Origin of the sequence: Micromonospora sp. NPDC000668 (assembly GCF_042897975.1) — a bacterium.
In the GTDB taxonomy this organism is placed as follows: domain Bacteria; phylum Actinomycetota; class Actinomycetes; order Mycobacteriales; family Micromonosporaceae; genus Micromonospora.
This window is the reverse complement of the sequence record NZ_JBIAYP010000002.1, coordinates 1,019,988-1,036,581: the sequence shown is the minus strand read 5'-3', so window position 1 is coordinate 1,036,581 and position 16,594 is coordinate 1,019,988. Positions and strand designations below refer to the sequence as shown.

The following is a 16,594-nucleotide window of genomic DNA, read 5'->3' as shown; positions in this document are numbered from 1 at the left end:
GTTCCGGCGCACCTCACCTACGGGATACTTCCGGGCGGAGGACAGCGCGGTCCGGCGCACAAATGAACAACAGCGGCCAGCACGGCCGAGAGTGGTAAGTAAGGAGCGTTCGACATGCCCATCGCTTCCCCCGAGGCTTACGCGGAGATGCTGGACCGCGCCAAGGCTGGCCGGTACGCGTACCCCGCGATCAACGTGACCTCCTCCCAGACGCTGAACGCGGCGCTCAAGGGCTTCGCCGACGCGGAGAGCGACGGCATCATCCAGGTCTCCACCGGTGGCGCCGAGTACCTGTCCGGCCCCTCGATCAAGGACATGGTCACCGGCGCGGTGGCGTTCGCCGCGTACGCGCACGAGGTGGCCAAGAAGTACCCGGTCAACATCGCGCTGCACACCGACCACTGCCCGAAGGACAAGCTGGACGGCTTCGTCCGGCCGCTGATGGGCATCTCGCAGGAGCGGGTGAAGCGCGGCGAGCAGCCGCTGTTCCAGTCGCACATGTGGGACGGCTCGGCCGTGCCGGTGGCGGAGAACCTGCGGATCGCCTCCCAGCTCCTCGACGAGGCCGCCAAGGGCAAGATCGTCCTTGAGATCGAGGTCGGCGTCGTCGGTGGCGAGGAGGACGGCGTCGAGAACGCCATCAACGACAAGCTCTACACCACCGTCGAGGACGGCCTGGCCATGGTTGAGGCGCTCGGCCTCGGCGAGAAGGGCCGCTACATGGCGGCGCTGACCTTCGGCAACGTGCACGGCGTCTACAAGCCGGGCAACGTCAAGCTCCGCCCGGAGATCCTCAAGCAGATCCAGGACGCGGTCGGCGCGAAGTACGGCAAGGACAAGCCGCTCAGCCTGGTCTTCCACGGCGGCTCGGGCTCCCTGCTGAGCGAGATCCGCGAGGCGCTGGACTACGGCGTGGTGAAGATGAACATCGACACCGACACCCAGTACGCCTTCACCCGGCCCGTCGCCGACCACATGCTGCGCAACTACGACGGCGTGCTGAAGATCGACGGCGAGGTCGGCAACAAGAAGCAGTATGACCCGCGTACCTGGGGCAAGGCCGCCGAGGCCGGCCTGGCCACCCGGGTCGTCGAGGCGTGCGAGCACCTGCGCTCCACCGGCACCAAGATGTCCAAGTAACGACGTTCCCACCGACGGCCGGCTCCCCTCGGGGGCCGGCCGTCGTCGTTTCGTCAGGCCGGCGCGGTGAGCAGGCGGACGGCCTCACGCACGTCGTCGGTCAGGTGGATCGTCGACGACAGGTCGCCGAACGGGGAGGCGGCCAACAGCGGACGCAACAATGCCTCCACCGGCAGCTCCTGGGTCCAGTACGCGCGGTCCAGGAAGATGTACGCCCCGCTCGCCCCGTCGGTGCCGTAGTAGGTCTTGGTGGCGGCCTGGAACACCTCCTGCACCGTGCCCGCCCGTCCCGGAGCGAACACGATGCCACCCCGGGCGAGCCGCAGGATGGTGTCCTCCCGGATCGCGTTCGAGAAGTACTTGGCGATCCGCCCCGCGAACAGGTTCGCCGGCTCGTGCCCGTACAGCCAGGTCGGGATGGCCAGCCCGCCGGCCCGCGCCCAACCCGCGTCGGCGCCGCGCTGCCGGGGCACGCCCGCGTACCGCTGCCGGATCTCCAGCGCCGTGGCGGTGTACCGGTGGTGGTCGGTGAAATCGGGCGCGGTGGCCAGCAGATCGATCGCCGCGGTCAACTCCGCCGCCGGCTGGTCCGCCAGGTAGGCGCCGAGGTTCGCCGCCTCCATCACCCCGGGGCCGCCGCCGGTCACCACCAGCCGGTCGGCCCGCGCCAGCTCCCAACCCAGCACGGCCGCCATCCGGTACGCCGGGCTGCCGCGCCGCACCGCGTGCCCGCCCATGATTCCCACCACCGACTGCGGCCCGTGCCCGGCCAGCCAGGCACGGGTGGCGTCGGCCAGCGCGTTGTCCACGCCGTGGTCGTGCAGTCGCTGACCGAGCGCCTCCTTGACGTCCGGTAGCGCGCCGCCGTGCGCCCGGTAGTGCTCGTACACCCGGGTGTCGTACATCCCGGTGAACCCGCCCTCGGCGAACCCAGCGGCCAGCTCCTCCGGGGTGTAGAGGTGCGTCGGCTGGGTCGGGTAGGGCAGCCCGGAGAACGGGGGCACCACGTTCGCGCCGCGCCGGACCAGGTCGGCGCCGACCTCCCGGGAGGCGAACCGGCAGCCGACGAAGAGGGTGCCGGTGACCTCGACGCCGGTCAGGTCGGGGGCCGGGGCGAGGTCGAGGCGGAGCCCCTGCACGGTCAGCCCGGTCAGGCGGCCGGTGGCCAGGCGCTGGTCGAGCTCGTCGCGGGTCTGGATCTCGTTGGCGTGCAGGTGCGGCTCGATGACGTCCGCGGGAGGTGGGGTCGGCACCGGGCCATCCTGCCCCTCCGGCGGGGGCGGCCAAACCCCGGGCCGGAGGCGGAAACGACAGGAGCCCGGTGGTCGTGGCCACCGGGCTCCTGCTTAACCGGGTCCTGGGGAGGCTCCGGACCATTAGTTGTAGTGGAAAACACCTGGCGGCGGCATAGGCCGCAGGCGTGACCAACTCCTCAGCCGTTCAGCCGAACGCGTTGGCCGACCCGCTCGCGTGCCACCCCACCCAGCGGGTTGAATGGGGCGATGCAGAACCTTTTGCCAGAGCCACCGGCCACGCTCCTCCCCGTGAACGACGAGGCTGACGCCGCCCTGGCCGGCGCCGAGGCGGTCGGCACCGATGAGGCGTACGCCGAGGTGGCGGCCCGCTTCCCGACCTACAGTGCGGCCTGGGCGGAGCTCGCGGCGCGGGCGTTCGCGCAGGGCCAGGTGGTGACGGCGTACGCCTACGCGCGCACCGGCTACCACCGTGGCCTGGACCAGTTGCGCCGCAGCGGCTGGAAGGGCCACGGCCCCGTGCCGTGGTCGCACGAGCCGAACCGGGGCTTCCTCCGCTGCCTGTACGTGCTCTCCCGGGCCGCGGACGAGATCGGCGAGGCCGACGAGGCGGCTCGCTGCGCCCAGTTCCTTCGCGACTGCGACCCGGCGGCGGCGGACGCGCTGGCCAGCAACTGACACTCGTCCCGACGGCCGGTCCGGGTCACGCCCGGGCCGGCCGTCGGGGGGTTACAACCCCTCGGCGACCGCAGCGGCGATCTTCAGCCAGGCGTCGCGGGTGGCCGAGGAGAGCCCGCCGTACCGGATCGGCTCGCCGCTGTCGATGAGCCGCTCGTACGGGGCCAGCAGCACCGCCCGGGTCCGGGCGGCGAAGTGCTCCTGGATGGCCGGCAGGTCGATCTCCTTGCGCGACGGCGGCATCGACACCACCGTCACCGCCTGCCGGACCAGCCGTTGCCGGCCGCTCTGCTCCAGATGGTCGAGCATCCGCGCGGCGGTCTCCGCCGAGTCGTTCCGGGCCGACATGGTGACGACCAGTTGGTCGGTGGCATCCATCGAGGCCTGCCAGTTCTGCGCGCGGACGTTGTTGCCGGTGTCCACGAAGATCAACTTATAGAACCGGCTGACCACCTCACGGATCTCGGCGAACGCTGCCGCCGTGAGCATCTCGCCGCCGGTGGCCGACTCGTCCGAGGCGAGCACGTCGAACATCCCCTCGCCCTGCGAGCGGACGTACTGCGACAGGTCACCGACCCGACCGTGCGCGCCCTGGAACTGACCGAGGTCACGCAGCATGTCCCGCACCGTGCGCGAGTGGAAGTCCTGCTGGGCACGCATCCCGAGGGTGCCCTGGGTCTCGTTGTTGTCCCAGGCCAGCACGTAGCCACCGCGCTTCTGGCCGAACGTCATCGCGAGCAGCAGGATGGCCACCGTCTTGCCGGCACCGCCCTTCGGGTTGACCACGGTCACCTGCCGCAGCCCGCCGAAGTTGCGGCGCACCATCTCGATGTCCCGCTTGAGCTCCTGCTCCTGCCGCCCGGGAGCGAGTCGAAGCAGCCCCATCTTGTTGACCACCGCGCGCACACCCATGGTGGCCACCGGGTCGGCGGGCCGTACCTGCCGACGCCGGGCGAAATCCTCGGCGGTCGGTGCCGCGGTGGTCTCCGGCGTCCAGGTGGCGTCCGGATAGCCGGTGGACGGCACCCGGGTCACCCCCTCGGCCTCCTGGTACTGCTGCGGCGGCCCCGGCGTGGCCCCGGGCGTGCCCTGCTGCCAGGGCGGCGGGTACCAGCCCGGTGACGGCGGGAACGGCCCCGGCGGCGGGGCCACCGGCGCACCCTGCTGCGGCGCCGGGTTGCTCTGCGGCGGACCGCCGAACTGGGTCACGTCCGGTGGTGGCGGGATCGGCGCCGGTCCGGCCTGGCCGGGAACCCCAGCGGCGTACGTCTGCCCCGAGTACGTCTGCCCGGAGTAGGTCTGCCCGGGGTACGTCTTTCCGGGGCCGGCCTGCGGGGCGGCAGGTCCGCCGGGATTCGATTGCTGCGGACCGGGCGGAGCGGGGATCGGCGGCAACGCGTTGGCGGCCTCGTCGTGGGCCGGTCCGGACGCGCCGGCCGGCCGCTGCGGCGGAAGCGCCCAGGGCGATTCGGTGGTCGGCCGCGCCGGAGCCACGGAGGGTCCATCCTCCCCGGTGCCGGTGCCGCCATCCGAGGTCGCCGCCGGACCGGCCGCCGCGGGGTCGGCGGTCGCGGGGTCGGCGGTCGCGGGGTCGGCAGGCGTCCTGCTCTCGACGGGCACGGCGGTTGCCGCCGGGCGGTCCAGGGAGAACGGCTGGTCCAGGTCGACGCCGCCCGGCACGATCGGCGGGGCCGGGACGGCTGGAGGATCACCGGCCTGCGTCGCTGCCACCCCAGCCGCCGGTGCGGCTGCCCACGGCGCGGCGCCGGCCGCCCCGGACGCGGTACTCGCCGCCTCGGGCGCGCTGTTCATCGGCGCGGAGGCGGTGCCCGCCGGGCTGCCCGGCGTTGCGGTGCTGCCCGGCGTTGCGGTGCTGCCCGGCGTTGCGGTGCTGCCCGGCGTTGCGGTGCCGCCCGGGGTCTCGGTGGTGCTGCTCGCGGGCTCGGACGCTGAACCGGCCGCCGGGCCGGCGGTGCCGACCACTGCGCCGTTCGAGGCGGGGCTGGTAGCCGGCGGGCCGGGCAGGGCATCGGTGGTCGACGGCGAGGGCGAGGTGTCGCCGGCCGTCGGGCCGGGAGCGTCGGGTGTCGGCGGGTCGGCCGGCGGCGTCCAACTTGGCTGCGGCGGGGCCCAGCCCGGCGCGGTGCCGGACGGGCCGGTGACTCCCCAGCCGCCGGGCGGCGGCACGGCGCCGGTGAGCGACGGGTAGTCGGACGGCGACGGCGGGGTCGCGGCCGGGGCCGGGGATTGCCAGGGGACCGGCGGACCACCCGTCGACGGTGCGGCCACCGGCGGCAGCACGGTCGACGATTCCGCGGCCGACGACGGGGTACCCCGCTGGTTGGCGACCGAGGCCCATGGCGGTGCCACGTTGCCCGCGCCGGAGTCGGCTGGATCAGGTGGCCAGAGTGGTTCGATGTCCCGCTCCGGCACCGGCTGCTGGCCGGGCACCTGCGCCCGGTCGGCTTTCTCGTCCATTACGGCCTCCCCAGTCCTCCTGCGAGGATAGGCCCACCGGCCGAGGAGGGCCGGCCGGCGCAGCCGGGGTCAGATCGACCAGACCGCCCAGGCGCCCGGCTCGACCCACCAGGACCGCTTCCGGGTCAGCTCGCCCTCGACGCCGTCGTCGAGGTAGGGCACCTTTCCCTCCCTGGGCAGCACCGACACGGCCCGCCCGCGAGCCCGCCGCACCTCCAGGCGTACCCGTTTCCTGCCCAACGCCGAGCGGACGACCACCGGCACGGCCACCGCGACCTCGACCTGGCCGTCGGCCGGATCCGGCGCGGCCAGGAGCGTCACGTCGTCGAGCGTCGCGTACCCGCCGGCGTTGCCGATCGCGCAGGCCAGCAGCGGTTCGTCGCCGTTGGTGAGAATCGCGTCGTCCACCTCCACGCGGGCCCGCCAGTGCAGCGGCCGACCGGCGTCGTCGGCGGCACCGAGCAGGGCCCCGTCCAGGGTCACCGAGCCGCCGTCGTTACGCAGCAGGTCCAGCCGGCGTGGCGTGCCGTCCAGCACCGCGGCGGCCACCGCCGCCGGGTCGCGGGGCAGCCCGAGCTGCGCGGCCAGGTCCCGGTGGGTGCCACCACGCGCCGGGTCGAGCGGGAGTACGGCCACCGGCGGCAGGTCGGGCAGGGTCCGGTCACCGGGCAGGTCCGCCGGTCGGCGGCTCGGCGCTGGTGCGTACCGCCGGACCAGCCGGCGCAGCACGGCGCGCAACTGCGCGTCGCTCGCCGTGGCGACGACCAGTCGGGTCTTGCCGTCCGGGTCCGGCCAGGTGAGGCCGTCCGGGCGGGGCGGGCCGTCGAGCCCCGCCAACACCTCGTCGATCTCCGCGTCCGAGCGGGCGGTGACCGTCTGCACCCGCGCGCCTCGGGCGTTCAGCGCGTCGGCGCAGGCCAGCACCGGTACGCGGGGTCGCTCGGTGACGCACCGGTCGGCGTCGCCCTGTGTGCTTTCGCCGGGACCGGTGCCCCCGGTCGTGCCGGTGTCGGCCCCTGTCGCCGGGTCAGCTTCGGTCGCGCCGCCGCAGCAGGCCCCGCCGCTGCCGCAGCCCCCGGGAGCGTCCCGCTCCGAACCGAGGGTGAGCAGCACCACGTCGTACACGGAAGGAGCCTCCTGCCTCTCGCCGCGACCGCTGCCGGCCACGCCGTCACTACTTGTTAACCTGACACCCCGGGCTCGCCAACCGGTCGCCACCTGGCACCCGAGCCTTCTGGAGGCGGAAAAGATGCCAGCGATCGTGCTCATCGGCGCTCAGTGGGGCGACGAGGGCAAGGGCAAGGTTACCGACCTGCTGGGTGAGCGGGTCGACTACGTCGTGCGCTACTCCGGTGGCAACAACGCGGGCCACACGGTGATCACCCCGGACGGCCAGAAGTACGCGCTCCACCTGATGCCATCCGGCGCGCTCTCGCCCAACGCGATGATCGTCATCGGCAACGGTGTGGTGGTCGATCCGAAGGTGCTGCTCGCCGAGATCGACGGCCTGGCCGAGCGTGGTGTCGACGTGTCCCGGCTGCGGATCTCCGGTGACGCGCACCTGATCATGCCGCACCACCGGGCCCTGGACCGGGTGATCGAGCGCTACCTCGGCTCGTCCCGGATCGGCACCACCGGCCGGGGCATCGGCCCGGCGTACGGCGACAAGGTCGCCCGGATCGGCATCCGGCTCCAGGACCTGCTCGACCCGGGCATCCTGCGCAAGAAGCTGGAACTCGCACTGCGCGAGAAGAACCAGATCCTGTTCAAGGTCTACAACCGCAAGGCGATCGACCTTGAGGCGACCGTCGAGGAGTACCTGGAGTACGCGGAGCGGCTCAAGCCGTACATCGCGGAGACCCGGGCGATGCTGTGGGACGCCCTGGACCGGGACGAGACGGTGCTGCTGGAGGGTGCCCAGGCCACCATGCTGGACATGGACCACGGCACGTACCCCTTCGTGACCTCGTCCAACCCGACGGCCGGCGGCGCCTGCGTGGGCGCCGGCATCCCGCCGACCGCGATCAGCAAGGTGATCGCGGTGAGCAAGGCGTACACCACGCGGGTCGGCGCGGGCCCGTTCCCGACCGAGCTGTTCGACGCCAACGGCGATCACCTGCGCAAGATCGGCGCGGAGTACGGCACCACGACCGGGCGGGAGCGCCGGTGCGGGTGGTTCGACGCGGTCGTCGCCCGGTACGCCTGCCGCCTCAACGGCGTCACTGACCTGGTCATCACCAAGCTGGACGTGCTCACCGGGCTGCCCAAGGTGCCGATCTGTGTCGGCTACGAGATCAACGGCGAGCGGGTCGACGACATGCCGATGAGCCAGACCGACTTCCACCACGCCAAGCCTGTCTACGAGGAGCTCGACGGCTGGTGGGAGGACATCACCAAGGCCCGCACCGCTGACGAGCTGCCGGAGAACGCCCGCCGCTACATCGCCCGCGTAGAGGAACTCTGCAACACCAAGGTGAGCGTCGTAGGCGTAGGCCCCGGCCGCGACGAAAACGTCCTCCTCCACCCCCTCCTCCCCTAACCCAGGGGTTGGCCTCACCGCCGTCGCCCCGGTGATCAAGAGGTTTGCGTCAGGATCCCGCTCGAAATTGACGCAAACCTCTTGATCAACTTTGTCGTGGCACGGTTGTCCACAGGGTGGTGGGGGTTATCCACAGGGGCTTTGGGTGGGTGGGGCCGGTGGGCAGGCTGGGGTGGTGGGACCACACCAGCTACTTTGCGACATAGCGGCCGGGCAGGACGGGATGGTCACCCTGGCGCAGGCGCTTCGCGCCGGCCTGACCAGGGACCAGGTCCGACACCTGTGCCGATCCGGCAGGTGGCAACGGCTCCTCCGTAGCTGCTTCGTACCGAATGCGAAGTTGAGCTAGTCAACACTGCAGCGAGCGCGGGTTCGGGCAGCAGTCGCGAGCCTTGGCCCAGGTGCCTTCGCTGTCTTCGGCACCGCACTGGAGCTGTACGGCATCGCAGGTCTCCGCCGGGCTCCGCTGGTCCACGTTTCGGTCCCGGTTGATCGGCCACGGCCCCAACGCCCTCTGGCGCCATGGCTGATCGTGCACCAGTTGACCCTCGGCCCCGGAGACATCGGTGAGGTCGCGGGTGTCCGCGCGACCGCTCCGCTCCGCACCGTCTCGGACGTCATTCTCCAAGTTGATCGTTACCCCGCGGTCTCGGTCCTCGACTCGGCGCTGAACCAGGGCCGGATCACCTCAGCGCAACTGGCGCTGATCCCGAGCCTGATCCGCGGCAGGCGGGGCGCGGTCGCGGCGCGGGCCTGTCTGGCAGAGGCGGAGAGGTGGACGGGCGAGCGCAGTCGCCGCTCGAGACGCGCGCCCGGCTCCGCTGCGTCGACGGCAGGGTGCCGCCCGACGCATTGCAGCTCGAGGTTCGCGACGACGACGGATATCTGCTTGGCATCGGTGACCTCGGCTGGCGCGGGCCCCGGATCATCGCCGAGGCCGACGGCCGGGACGTGCACGGCAGCCCGGAGGCGGCCTTTGCCGACCGACGCCGGCAGAACCGTCTGGTCAACGCCGGTTGGACCGTCCTCCGCTTCACCTGGTCGGACACTCTCCGCCCGGACTACATCCCGTGGACCGTCCGCCAGGCGATCGCCGCCGCCCGGCGCCGTTGACCATGAAGTTATCGCCACGACACGCCGAGGCGGCGGGCAACAACTTCATGATCACCGGCTGTCGCCGGCGGGCGGGGGTGGGGGCAGTAGGATTTCGGGTCGTGCGGGTTCTTGTGGTGGGTGGTGGGGGGCGGGAGCATGCGCTCGCGCTCGGGTTGGCGGCGGATCCGGCTGTCACGGCGCTGATCGCGGCGCCTGGTAATCCGGGGATCGCCAGCGTGGCCGAGGTGCGGGCGGTCACTCCGACCGACCCGGCCGCCGTGGCCGCGCTGGCCGTGGAGACCGCGGCCGACCTGGTGGTGATCGGGCCGGAGGCGCCGCTGGTCGCCGGCGTCGCCGACGCCGTACGCGCCAAGGGCATCGCCGTGTTCGGCCCCTCGGCCGAGGCCGCCCGGCTGGAAGGGTCCAAGGCGTTCGCCAAGGACGTGATGACCGCCGCCAACGTGCCGACCGCCCGGGCGTACGCCTGCATGGACGAGGAGAGCACCGCGCGGGCGCTGGATGAGTTCGGCGCGCCGTACGTGGTGAAGGACGACGGTCTCGCCGCCGGTAAGGGCGTGGTGGTCACCGACGACCGGTCCGCCGCGTTGGCGCACGCGCGGGAGTGTGGCCGGGTCGTGGTCGAGGAGTTCCTCGACGGCCCGGAGGTCAGCCTGTTCGTGGTCACCGACGGCGACGCGGCGCTGCCACTGCTGCCCGCACAGGACTTCAAGCGGATCGGCGATGGCGACACCGGCCCGAACACCGGCGGGATGGGCGCGTACGCACCGCTGCCCTGGGCGCCGCCCGGCCTGGTCGACGAGGTCATGCGCGACGTGGTCCACCCCACCCTGGCCGAGATGCGCCGCCGGGGCACGCCGTTCGCCGGCCTGCTCTACGTCGGGCTCGCGATGACCGCCGCCGGCCCCCGCGTGATCGAGTTCAACGCCCGCTTCGGTGATCCGGAGACCCAGGTGGTGCTCGCACTGCTGGAAACCCCGCTGGGCGGGCTGCTGCACGCGGCGGCCACCGGCACGCTGGCGGAGCATCCGCCGCTGCGCTGGCAGCCCGGCGCCGCGGTCACCGTGGTGCTCGCCGCGCAGGACTATCCGACCGCACCGCGCACCGGCGATGTGATCACCGGCGCGGACCGGCCGGGCATCATCCACGCCGGCACCGCCCGCCGGGCCAGCGACGGCGCGTTGCTCTCCGCCGGTGGCCGGGTGCTCTGCGGTACGGCCACCGGCGCCGACCTGGCAGCCGCCCGGACCGCCGCGTACGCGCTGGTGGACGGGGTGGAGCTGGCCGGCTCGCAGCACCGCAGCGACATCGCCGCCGCCGCGGTCGACGGCCGGATCACGATTCCTGGCTGAACCCGGGCAACCCCCGGCCGCCTAACCGCCGTTTGACCGGTGAGGTGAGGGGGTGGTGGGTTGCCGGCCGACGTCGAGGGCTACCGCGACTATGTCGCTGCGCCCAACCGCCGCCTCGGCGAGGGTGTCGCCTTCCCGGCGACCGTCCTGACGGTGGCGGTGGTCCTGTCCCTCGCCGCCTAGGTGGTGGAGGCGGAAGCGTCGGCGATCGGCTCGATCACCGCAGCGCTGCCGGCGCTGGGCTTCCTGACGATGGTGAAGATCGCCCTCGGCCGCGCCGACCTCGCCCCACCCGACCGCACCGCCCGACCCGCGCGGGCCGCATCAGGACCTCCGCTGATCGTCGAGGCCGGGGTCCCGGACACCCGCGAGGCGGTCCCCGCACCGCCACTTCCGGTCCCCGCGAACACCGCCCCGGTCCGGGACTCCACCACCGCAGTCCCCGCCCCGGCGGACCAGGACCCGGCGGTCGCGGACCGACGGACCGACAACACACCGGCCCGGGCCCGAGGCCCGGAGATCGCCGCGCTGGTCCCGGCCGCCCGGACCGCCGCCCGCACCCTGACCGCCGAGGGGACACCGCTGTCCCGCAAGGCCCTCGCCCAACAGTTGCGCGCGGACGGACGCCAACTGTCCAACGCCACCGCCTCCACGCGTCCTGCGCGTCCTGCGCGCCGAGCCCACCCCACCGCGCCGGACCTGTCACATCGGGAAGCGGCGTGACAGAACCACAACCCGTCACTTCTGTCAGACCGAGCCGTTCCCGTGAGACCAACACACGCGTCTGTCAGGAAACCCGCCTCCTGACAGAACCTGACTCGACCTGGCACAGCGACCACCAGCCCGCCCGCCCGCGGCAGGGCGACCAGCGCACGCCTCGCCATCCATCCCGCATTCCGATCCTCGAAGGAGCAACAAGCATGCTGACCCAGCTCAGCGGCCCCCCACCCGCGCCACCAGGGCCGTCGCCAACCCGAGGCGCACAACCTTCCACGCCATCGTTTCAGTGGACCCGGTGTCGCCGGCCGTGTCGACGTCGGTGTCGATGCCCGTTGCACCGTCCGTCTTGATACTGACCCCCGAACTAACCCCCGGCACTCGCTCACAGCCCAGGTCAAACCCGCTCTCATCGCTCCTGATCGGCTCCAGACACACCCTCATGTGTGGGGTGTCCCCCCAGGGGCCGCCCATGAAAACCGCTACCGGCTCCGGACCCGCTGCTGCGTCTACAGGCCAGCCTCACCGCCCGCGACGACCAGCTCCTCGGCTGGCTCTACGACCACGGCGTCCTCACCACCGACCAGATCGCCACCGCCCTGTTCCCGTCCCTGGACTTCGCCCAACGCCGACTACGCCGCCTCACCGTCCTGCGTGCGACAGACCGGTTTCGACCCAACCGGGCCTACGGCGGCTCCTACCCGTACCACTAGTCCTGGACCAACTCGGCTACGGACACGTCCGCGCCCAAGTGGCCTTGGTCCACCCCGCCGGGACCAGGCCCGCCGCCGCAAGCAATCCCTCACCGGCCGGCCGGACCTACCGCACCTGCTCGGCGGCAACCAGGTCTTCATTGACCTCGCCGCCCACGCCCGCACCCACCCCGACACGGCCCTGGACCGGTGGCAGCCGGCCTCGGCCTTCCACGAGCCCGAGGTGTTCTACCGCAGAGGCAGCAACCCGGGAATGATGGTCCACGGACCGAGCGGGCTGCCTCGCCCGGACGCGCCGGGGTGTGGACCGAGCACGGACGGTCCGTGCCGTTCTTCCTCGAGTACGACACAGGCCGCGAACGCCTCGACATCCTCACCGAGAAAATTGCCAAGTACGAACGGCTCTTCGCCTTGAGCACCTGGACGTGGCCAGTGCTGTTCCACCTACCTCCGCCCGCCGTGAGGCGAACCTGCACCACCGCCTCGCCGGCACCGGCCTGGACGCGGTCATCGCCACCACTACCACCGAGCTGCGCCTCGCACCCGGCGCCAGCCCCGCCGAGCAGGTTTGGCAACTGACCGGCGGCAGCACCGGCCGCCACCGCCTCATCGACCTGCCCTACAGCGACACCCACCACGACGACGAGTTCCCGACCCGCACCGCGCCCCGCACGAGCGTGCGGGCAGCCTGATGACCCAGGCCAGGGGGGCGTTACGCGGCCTGCGAGGCCGACACGCCCGCGTGACACGCCCGCCCCCACACCGCCCCCTAGGCGCGGCCGTCGACCGCCGTACGGCCCTACCGGGCGAGACAAGGGCGCGGGCGGCACGCAGCCAGCGCCAAATATCGGCGACCACGCCGGTACTCACCCATCTGTCAGCACGGCGCTCCGGTGACAGGCCAGCGATCCAACCGCGCACTCACACCAGCCACCGCGACGTGACAGATCGCGTGAGTGGCGACCCCGTTCGCTTCCGCAGCCACCGGAGGTACCCTCCGCGGCCCTCGCCCCTGTCGTCGGTCCATCGCTGTCTGAGCGAGCGGCACGACCTGGCGATCAACCCTGATGCCAGTTCCCACGAGAAGGAGTTGCCGATGACCCGATACCTCGACCTCACGCCATGAGCCGTCCTGGGAGGGACATGGCCACACGCCGTGACCAGCGATCACGCGCGAACACAACACACCCGTCGCCGGCGGCCAGCGTCACGAGGACATCCGCCGACGAGCCCGGGCCTCGCACCCCGACACCGAGCCCTCACCCCAGTCAGGGACGCTGTCGATGGCCACTACCTGACCGACCCCGAGACCGAAGACGAAATCCAAGCCCTCGCCGCCGAAGCCGGCCTACCCGACATCGACCAAGCCGCCAAGCTCGCACGACTCCTGCGCTTGCACCACCAGCCCGCCGCCCCACCACACGCCGCTTGACCTGCGCCCGCCCCGCTGGGCGGGCGCAGCCGCTGCGACCGCCAGCCCGAACTCGGCAGGCAGGGCGGACTGGAATTACACCCTCGCCGAGGTCTACTTCGCCGTGCACGCCTCGGTGACATCCTGCAGGAGTTGGTCGAGCTGGCGCGGGCACCGGGCCTGACCCTCTACCCCTGATTGGTCGGTCAGCTGTAGTAGCGGCGTAGTTCGCGGCTGAGCACCTTGCCGGTGGCGTTGCGGGGCAGGAACTTCACGAAGACCACGTCCCGCGGGACGGAGAAGCGGGCAAGGTAGTGCCGGACGTACTCGCGGACCGCCTCGGGATCGAGCGTCTCGCCGGGGTGCAGGGCGAGGAACGCGGCCAGCCGCTGGCCGTACTCGGGGTCGGGTACGCCGATCACGGCCGCCTCGCGTACCTGCGGCAGTCGGGCGAGCAGGTCCTCCACTTCGGACGGGAAGACGTTCTCGCCGCCGGAGACGATCATGTCGTCGGCCCGGCCGTCGACGAAGAGCAGCCCGTCGGCGTTGAGCCGCCCGAGGTCGCCGGTGTCGAGCAGGCCGTCGCGGCTCTCCCGGCTGCTACCGGAGGTGTAGCCCTCGAAGAGCATCTCGTTGCCGACGAAGATCCGCCCGACCCGGCCGTCGGGAACCGGCTTGCCAGCGTCGTCGAGCATCTGCAGCCGGGTGCCGTGCGGCGGCCGGCCGGCCGTGGTGGGCGCCTGGCGCAGGTCCTCCGGACCGGCGATGGAGGCCCAGGAGACCTCGGTGGAGCCGTAGAGGTTGTACAGGACGTCCCCGTAGACGTCCATGAACTTCGGTGCCAGCCCGCCGGGCAGGGCCGATCCGCTGATCGCGACGACCTTGAGTGGGGGGGGCGGGTCCGGTGGGGGCACTTCCAGCAGCCGCTGCACCATCACTGGTACGGCGAACAGTGCGTCGCACTGGTGTGCCACCAGGGCGGCGAGCGTGGCGGCCGGGTCGAAGCGGCGGTGCAGCACGATGGTGGCCCGCAGGGCGAAGCAGACCTGGAGGGCGGCGAACCCCCAGGTGTGGAAGATCGGTGCCGCGATCATCACCCGGTCGCGGGTGTGCAGCGGGATCCGGTCGATGATGGACACCAGCGGGCCGAAGCCGCTCGGCGTGGGGCGGCGGGCGCCCTTCGGCGCACCGGTGGTGCCCGAGGTGAGCACGATGATGCGGCCGTCCCGCTCCGGCGGGCGCAGCTCGCCCGGCAGTGCCCCGGCCACCATCTCCTCGCGGGCGCGTTCGTCGAGGCGGGACAGCTCGGTGGGGAGGCCGATGACCCGCTCGGCGAACTCGTCGTCGTGCACCAGCAGCCGGAGCTGCTGCTCTTCGGCGACGGTGGCCAGTTGGGCCGCGGAGAGCCCGGTGTTGACCAGGACCGAGTCGACGCCGAGCAGGGTGGCCGCGACGATCGTCTCGATCAGCCCGTGGTGGTTGCGGCAGAGCACGCCGATCCGGTCGCCGGCCTGTACGCCGAGGCCCGCCCGCATCGACCGGGCCATCCGTTCGGCCCGGTCGAGCAGGTCCTGATAGGTCAGCTCGACGCCGTCCTCGTCGATGATCGCCGGTCGGCCGGGGTCGCGGGCGGCTGCCTGGCGTAGCTCGCCGGCCAGGCTCCATCCCCACGTGCGCAATGCGTTGAGCTGCGAGGCGACCCGGATCGGCCGGCCGGGGGTGAGCAGCCCTCGACGGGTCAGCGTGGCAATGACGAACGGCAGGTCCATGCCGCAGACCTCCTTGGGGGTGCGCGGACGGGGCAAGGGACCCCCCGTCCGTCAGGGCGTCTTCCTTGATCATGCACTGGGCTCGGCACCCTGCCCAGCCGGCGACGGCGCGGGGTGACGAAGACGGCACGGATCGTGGGATCAGGGACGGCGGGCAGGGAGTACGCCGGCAAGCCCCTGGCCGGCCCCGGCGAGACGGGACCGGCCAGGGCTGGTCAGCGGATCTGCATTCCGGAGATCGCCCGGGAGATCACCAGCCGCTGGATCTCGGAGGTGCCCTCGAAGATGGTGTAGATCTTCGCGTCCCGGTACCAGCGCTCCACCGGGTGGTCGCGGAGGAAGCCGGCGCCGCCGAGCAGCTGCACCGCCTTCTCGGTGACCGACACCGCCACCTCACCGGCCTTGAGCTTGGACATCGAACCCTCGCCAGCGGTGAACGGGCGGTTGTTGCGGCCCATCCAGGAGGCCCGCCAGACCAGCAGCCGCGCCGCGTCGATCTCCATCCGCATGTCGGCCAGCGCGAACGCGACCGCCTGGTTCTCGATGATCGGCCGTCCGAACTGGACCCGGTCCTTGGCGTACTCCAGCGCGTACTCGTAGGCGGCCCGGGCCACGCCGAGCGCCTGCGCGCCCACCGTGGGTCGGGACAGCTCGAAGGTGCGCATCGCGGCCTGCCCGCTGGCGCGCTGCCCGGAGCGGGCCCGGTCCAGGCGTTCCAGCAGGGCGTCCCGGCCGCCGAGCAGGCAGCGGCCTGGCACGCGTACCCCGTCGAGGAAGACGTCGGCGGTGTGCGACGCCCGCAGGCCCAGCTTGCGCAGCTTGCGGGTGGCGGCCAGGCCGGGGGTGCCCGGCGGTACGACGAACGCCGCCTGGCCCCGGGAACCGAGCGTGGGGTCGACCGAGGCGGTGACCACGTGCACCCCGGCGATGCCGCCGTTGGTGGCGTACGCCTTCTGCCCGGTCAGCACCCACTCGTCGGTGGCCTCGTCGTAGACCGCCCGGGTGCGCATCGCACCGACGTCGGAGCCGGCCTCCGGCTCGCTGGTGCAGAACGCGGCGACGGCCGGCGAGTCGATGTCGCCGAAGCACTGCGGCACCCACTCGACCATCTGGTCCGGAGTGCCCGCGCCGTAGATGGCGGCGACGGCGAGGGAGGTGCCGAAGATGCTCAGCCCGATGCCGGCGTCACCCCAGAAGAGTTCCTCGCTGGCGATGGGAAGGGAGAGCCCGGTCGGGTCTGCCCAGCAGGTGGCGAGGAACTCGAAGCCGTAGAGGCCGACCTTGGCGGCCTCCTGGATCACCGGCCACGGGGTGTCCTCGCGCTCGTCCCACTCGGCGGCGGCCGGGCGCACGACCTCGGCGGCGAAGCCGTGCACCCAGTCGCGCAGATCCCGCTGTTCCTCGGTCAGGTCGAGCGAGAACTCGGCCATC

At 72.3% G+C, this 16,594-nt stretch carries 13 protein-coding genes and 1 pseudogene; 9 read left to right on the top strand and 5 right to left on the bottom strand.

All coding sequences use genetic code 11. The features are described 5' to 3' along the window. Window positions 1-114 precede the first annotated feature (114 nt). Window positions 115-1,140, top strand: coding sequence for a class II fructose-bisphosphate aldolase (fbaA, locus tag ACFY29_RS14340; protein ID WP_386985974.1), 1,026 nt, complete (start codon window positions 115-117; stop codon window positions 1,138-1,140). Between the two features lie 53 nt (window positions 1,141-1,193). On the opposite strand, the gene ACFY29_RS14335 is transcribed toward fbaA, so the two are convergent. Further along, window positions 1,194-2,393: an LOG family protein gene (locus tag ACFY29_RS14335; protein WP_386985972.1), complete on the bottom strand. Its 1,200-nt coding sequence runs from the start codon at window positions 2,391-2,393 to the stop codon at window positions 1,194-1,196. A gap of 249 nt (window positions 2,394-2,642) precedes the next feature. Here ACFY29_RS14335 and ACFY29_RS14330 point away from each other — a divergent pair, with 249 nt between their 5' ends. Next, window positions 2,643-3,071 carry a DUF3151 domain-containing protein gene (locus tag ACFY29_RS14330; RefSeq protein ID WP_328422307.1) on the top strand — a complete coding sequence of 143 codons (429 nt, stop codon included), beginning with the start codon at window positions 2,643-2,645 and terminating at the stop codon, window positions 3,069-3,071. 51 nt (window positions 3,072-3,122) lie between these two features. Here the strand turns inward: ACFY29_RS14330 and ACFY29_RS14325 are convergent, their stop codons facing one another. Then, window positions 3,123-5,054, bottom strand: coding sequence for a chromosome partitioning protein (locus ACFY29_RS14325; RefSeq protein WP_386986771.1), 1,932 nt, complete (start codon window positions 5,052-5,054; stop codon window positions 3,123-3,125). A 564-nt stretch (window positions 5,055-5,618) separates the two neighbouring features. After that, complete coding sequence (locus ACFY29_RS14320; RefSeq protein WP_386985970.1) at window positions 5,619-6,674, bottom strand: hypothetical protein; 1,056 nt, start codon at window positions 6,672-6,674, stop codon at window positions 5,619-5,621. Window positions 6,675-6,798: 124 nt separating this feature from the next. Between ACFY29_RS14320 and ACFY29_RS14315 the strand changes: the two genes are divergently transcribed. From ACFY29_RS14315 to ACFY29_RS14285, 7 genes and pseudogenes are all read left to right on the top strand, one after another. Further along, window positions 6,799-8,088, top strand: a complete 1,290-nt coding sequence (locus ACFY29_RS14315; protein ID WP_355600920.1) for an adenylosuccinate synthase — start codon at window positions 6,799-6,801, stop codon at window positions 8,086-8,088. 223 nt (window positions 8,089-8,311) lie between these two features. Next, window positions 8,312-8,437: a type IV toxin-antitoxin system AbiEi family antitoxin domain-containing protein gene (locus ACFY29_RS14310; RefSeq protein ID WP_386986768.1), complete on the top strand. Its 126-nt coding sequence runs from the start codon at window positions 8,312-8,314 to the stop codon at window positions 8,435-8,437. A 425-nt stretch (window positions 8,438-8,862) separates the two neighbouring features. Beyond that, on the top strand, window positions 8,863-9,201 hold the full coding sequence (locus ACFY29_RS14305; RefSeq protein WP_386985969.1) for a DUF559 domain-containing protein: 339 nt from the start codon (window positions 8,863-8,865) through the stop codon (window positions 9,199-9,201). 101 nt (window positions 9,202-9,302) lie between these two features. Continuing rightward, window positions 9,303-10,553: a phosphoribosylamine--glycine ligase gene (gene purD / locus ACFY29_RS14300; RefSeq protein WP_386985967.1), complete on the top strand. Its 1,251-nt coding sequence runs from the start codon at window positions 9,303-9,305 to the stop codon at window positions 10,551-10,553. 60 nt (window positions 10,554-10,613) lie between these two features. Then, window positions 10,614-10,736 (top strand): hypothetical protein, encoded by a 123-nt coding sequence (locus ACFY29_RS14295; protein WP_386985966.1) that lies wholly within the window; start codon window positions 10,614-10,616, stop codon window positions 10,734-10,736. Between the two features lie 3 nt (window positions 10,737-10,739). Then, window positions 10,740-11,276, top strand: coding sequence for a hypothetical protein (locus ACFY29_RS14290; protein WP_386985965.1), 537 nt, complete (start codon window positions 10,740-10,742; stop codon window positions 11,274-11,276). Window positions 11,277-11,770: 494 nt separating this feature from the next. Then, window positions 11,771-12,675 (top strand): annotated as a pseudogene (locus tag ACFY29_RS14285) (replication-relaxation family protein). Window positions 12,676-13,600: 925 nt separating this feature from the next. On the opposite strand, the gene ACFY29_RS14280 reads toward ACFY29_RS14285, so the two are convergent. Beyond that, window positions 13,601-15,163 carry an AMP-binding protein gene (locus ACFY29_RS14280; protein ID WP_386985963.1) on the bottom strand — a complete coding sequence of 521 codons (1,563 nt, stop codon included), beginning with the start codon at window positions 15,161-15,163 and terminating at the stop codon, window positions 13,601-13,603. 215 nt (window positions 15,164-15,378) lie between these two features. Beyond that, window positions 15,379-16,593 (bottom strand): acyl-CoA dehydrogenase family protein, encoded by a 1,215-nt coding sequence (locus ACFY29_RS14275; protein ID WP_328422322.1) that lies wholly within the window; start codon window positions 16,591-16,593, stop codon window positions 15,379-15,381. Window position 16,594: the final 1 nt, after the last annotated feature.

Excerpts from the sequence above, each read along its gene's own strand:
- fbaA (WP_386985974.1), top strand. The coding sequence starts at position 115 with ATGCCCATCGCTTCCCCCGAGGCTTACGCGGAGATGCTGGACCGCGCC.
- ACFY29_RS14275 (WP_328422322.1), bottom strand. The coding sequence starts at position 16,593 with ATGGCCGAGTTCTCGCTCGACCTGACCGAGGAACAGCGGGATCTGCGC.
- ACFY29_RS14310 (WP_386986768.1), top strand. The coding sequence starts at position 8,312 with ATGGTCACCCTGGCGCAGGCGCTTCGCGCCGGCCTGACCAGGGACCAG.
- ACFY29_RS14330 (WP_328422307.1), top strand. The coding sequence starts at position 2,643 with ATGCAGAACCTTTTGCCAGAGCCACCGGCCACGCTCCTCCCCGTGAAC.
- ACFY29_RS14315 (WP_355600920.1), top strand. The coding sequence starts at position 6,799 with ATGCCAGCGATCGTGCTCATCGGCGCTCAGTGGGGCGACGAGGGCAAG.
- ACFY29_RS14280 (WP_386985963.1), bottom strand. The coding sequence starts at position 15,163 with ATGGACCTGCCGTTCGTCATTGCCACGCTGACCCGTCGAGGGCTGCTC.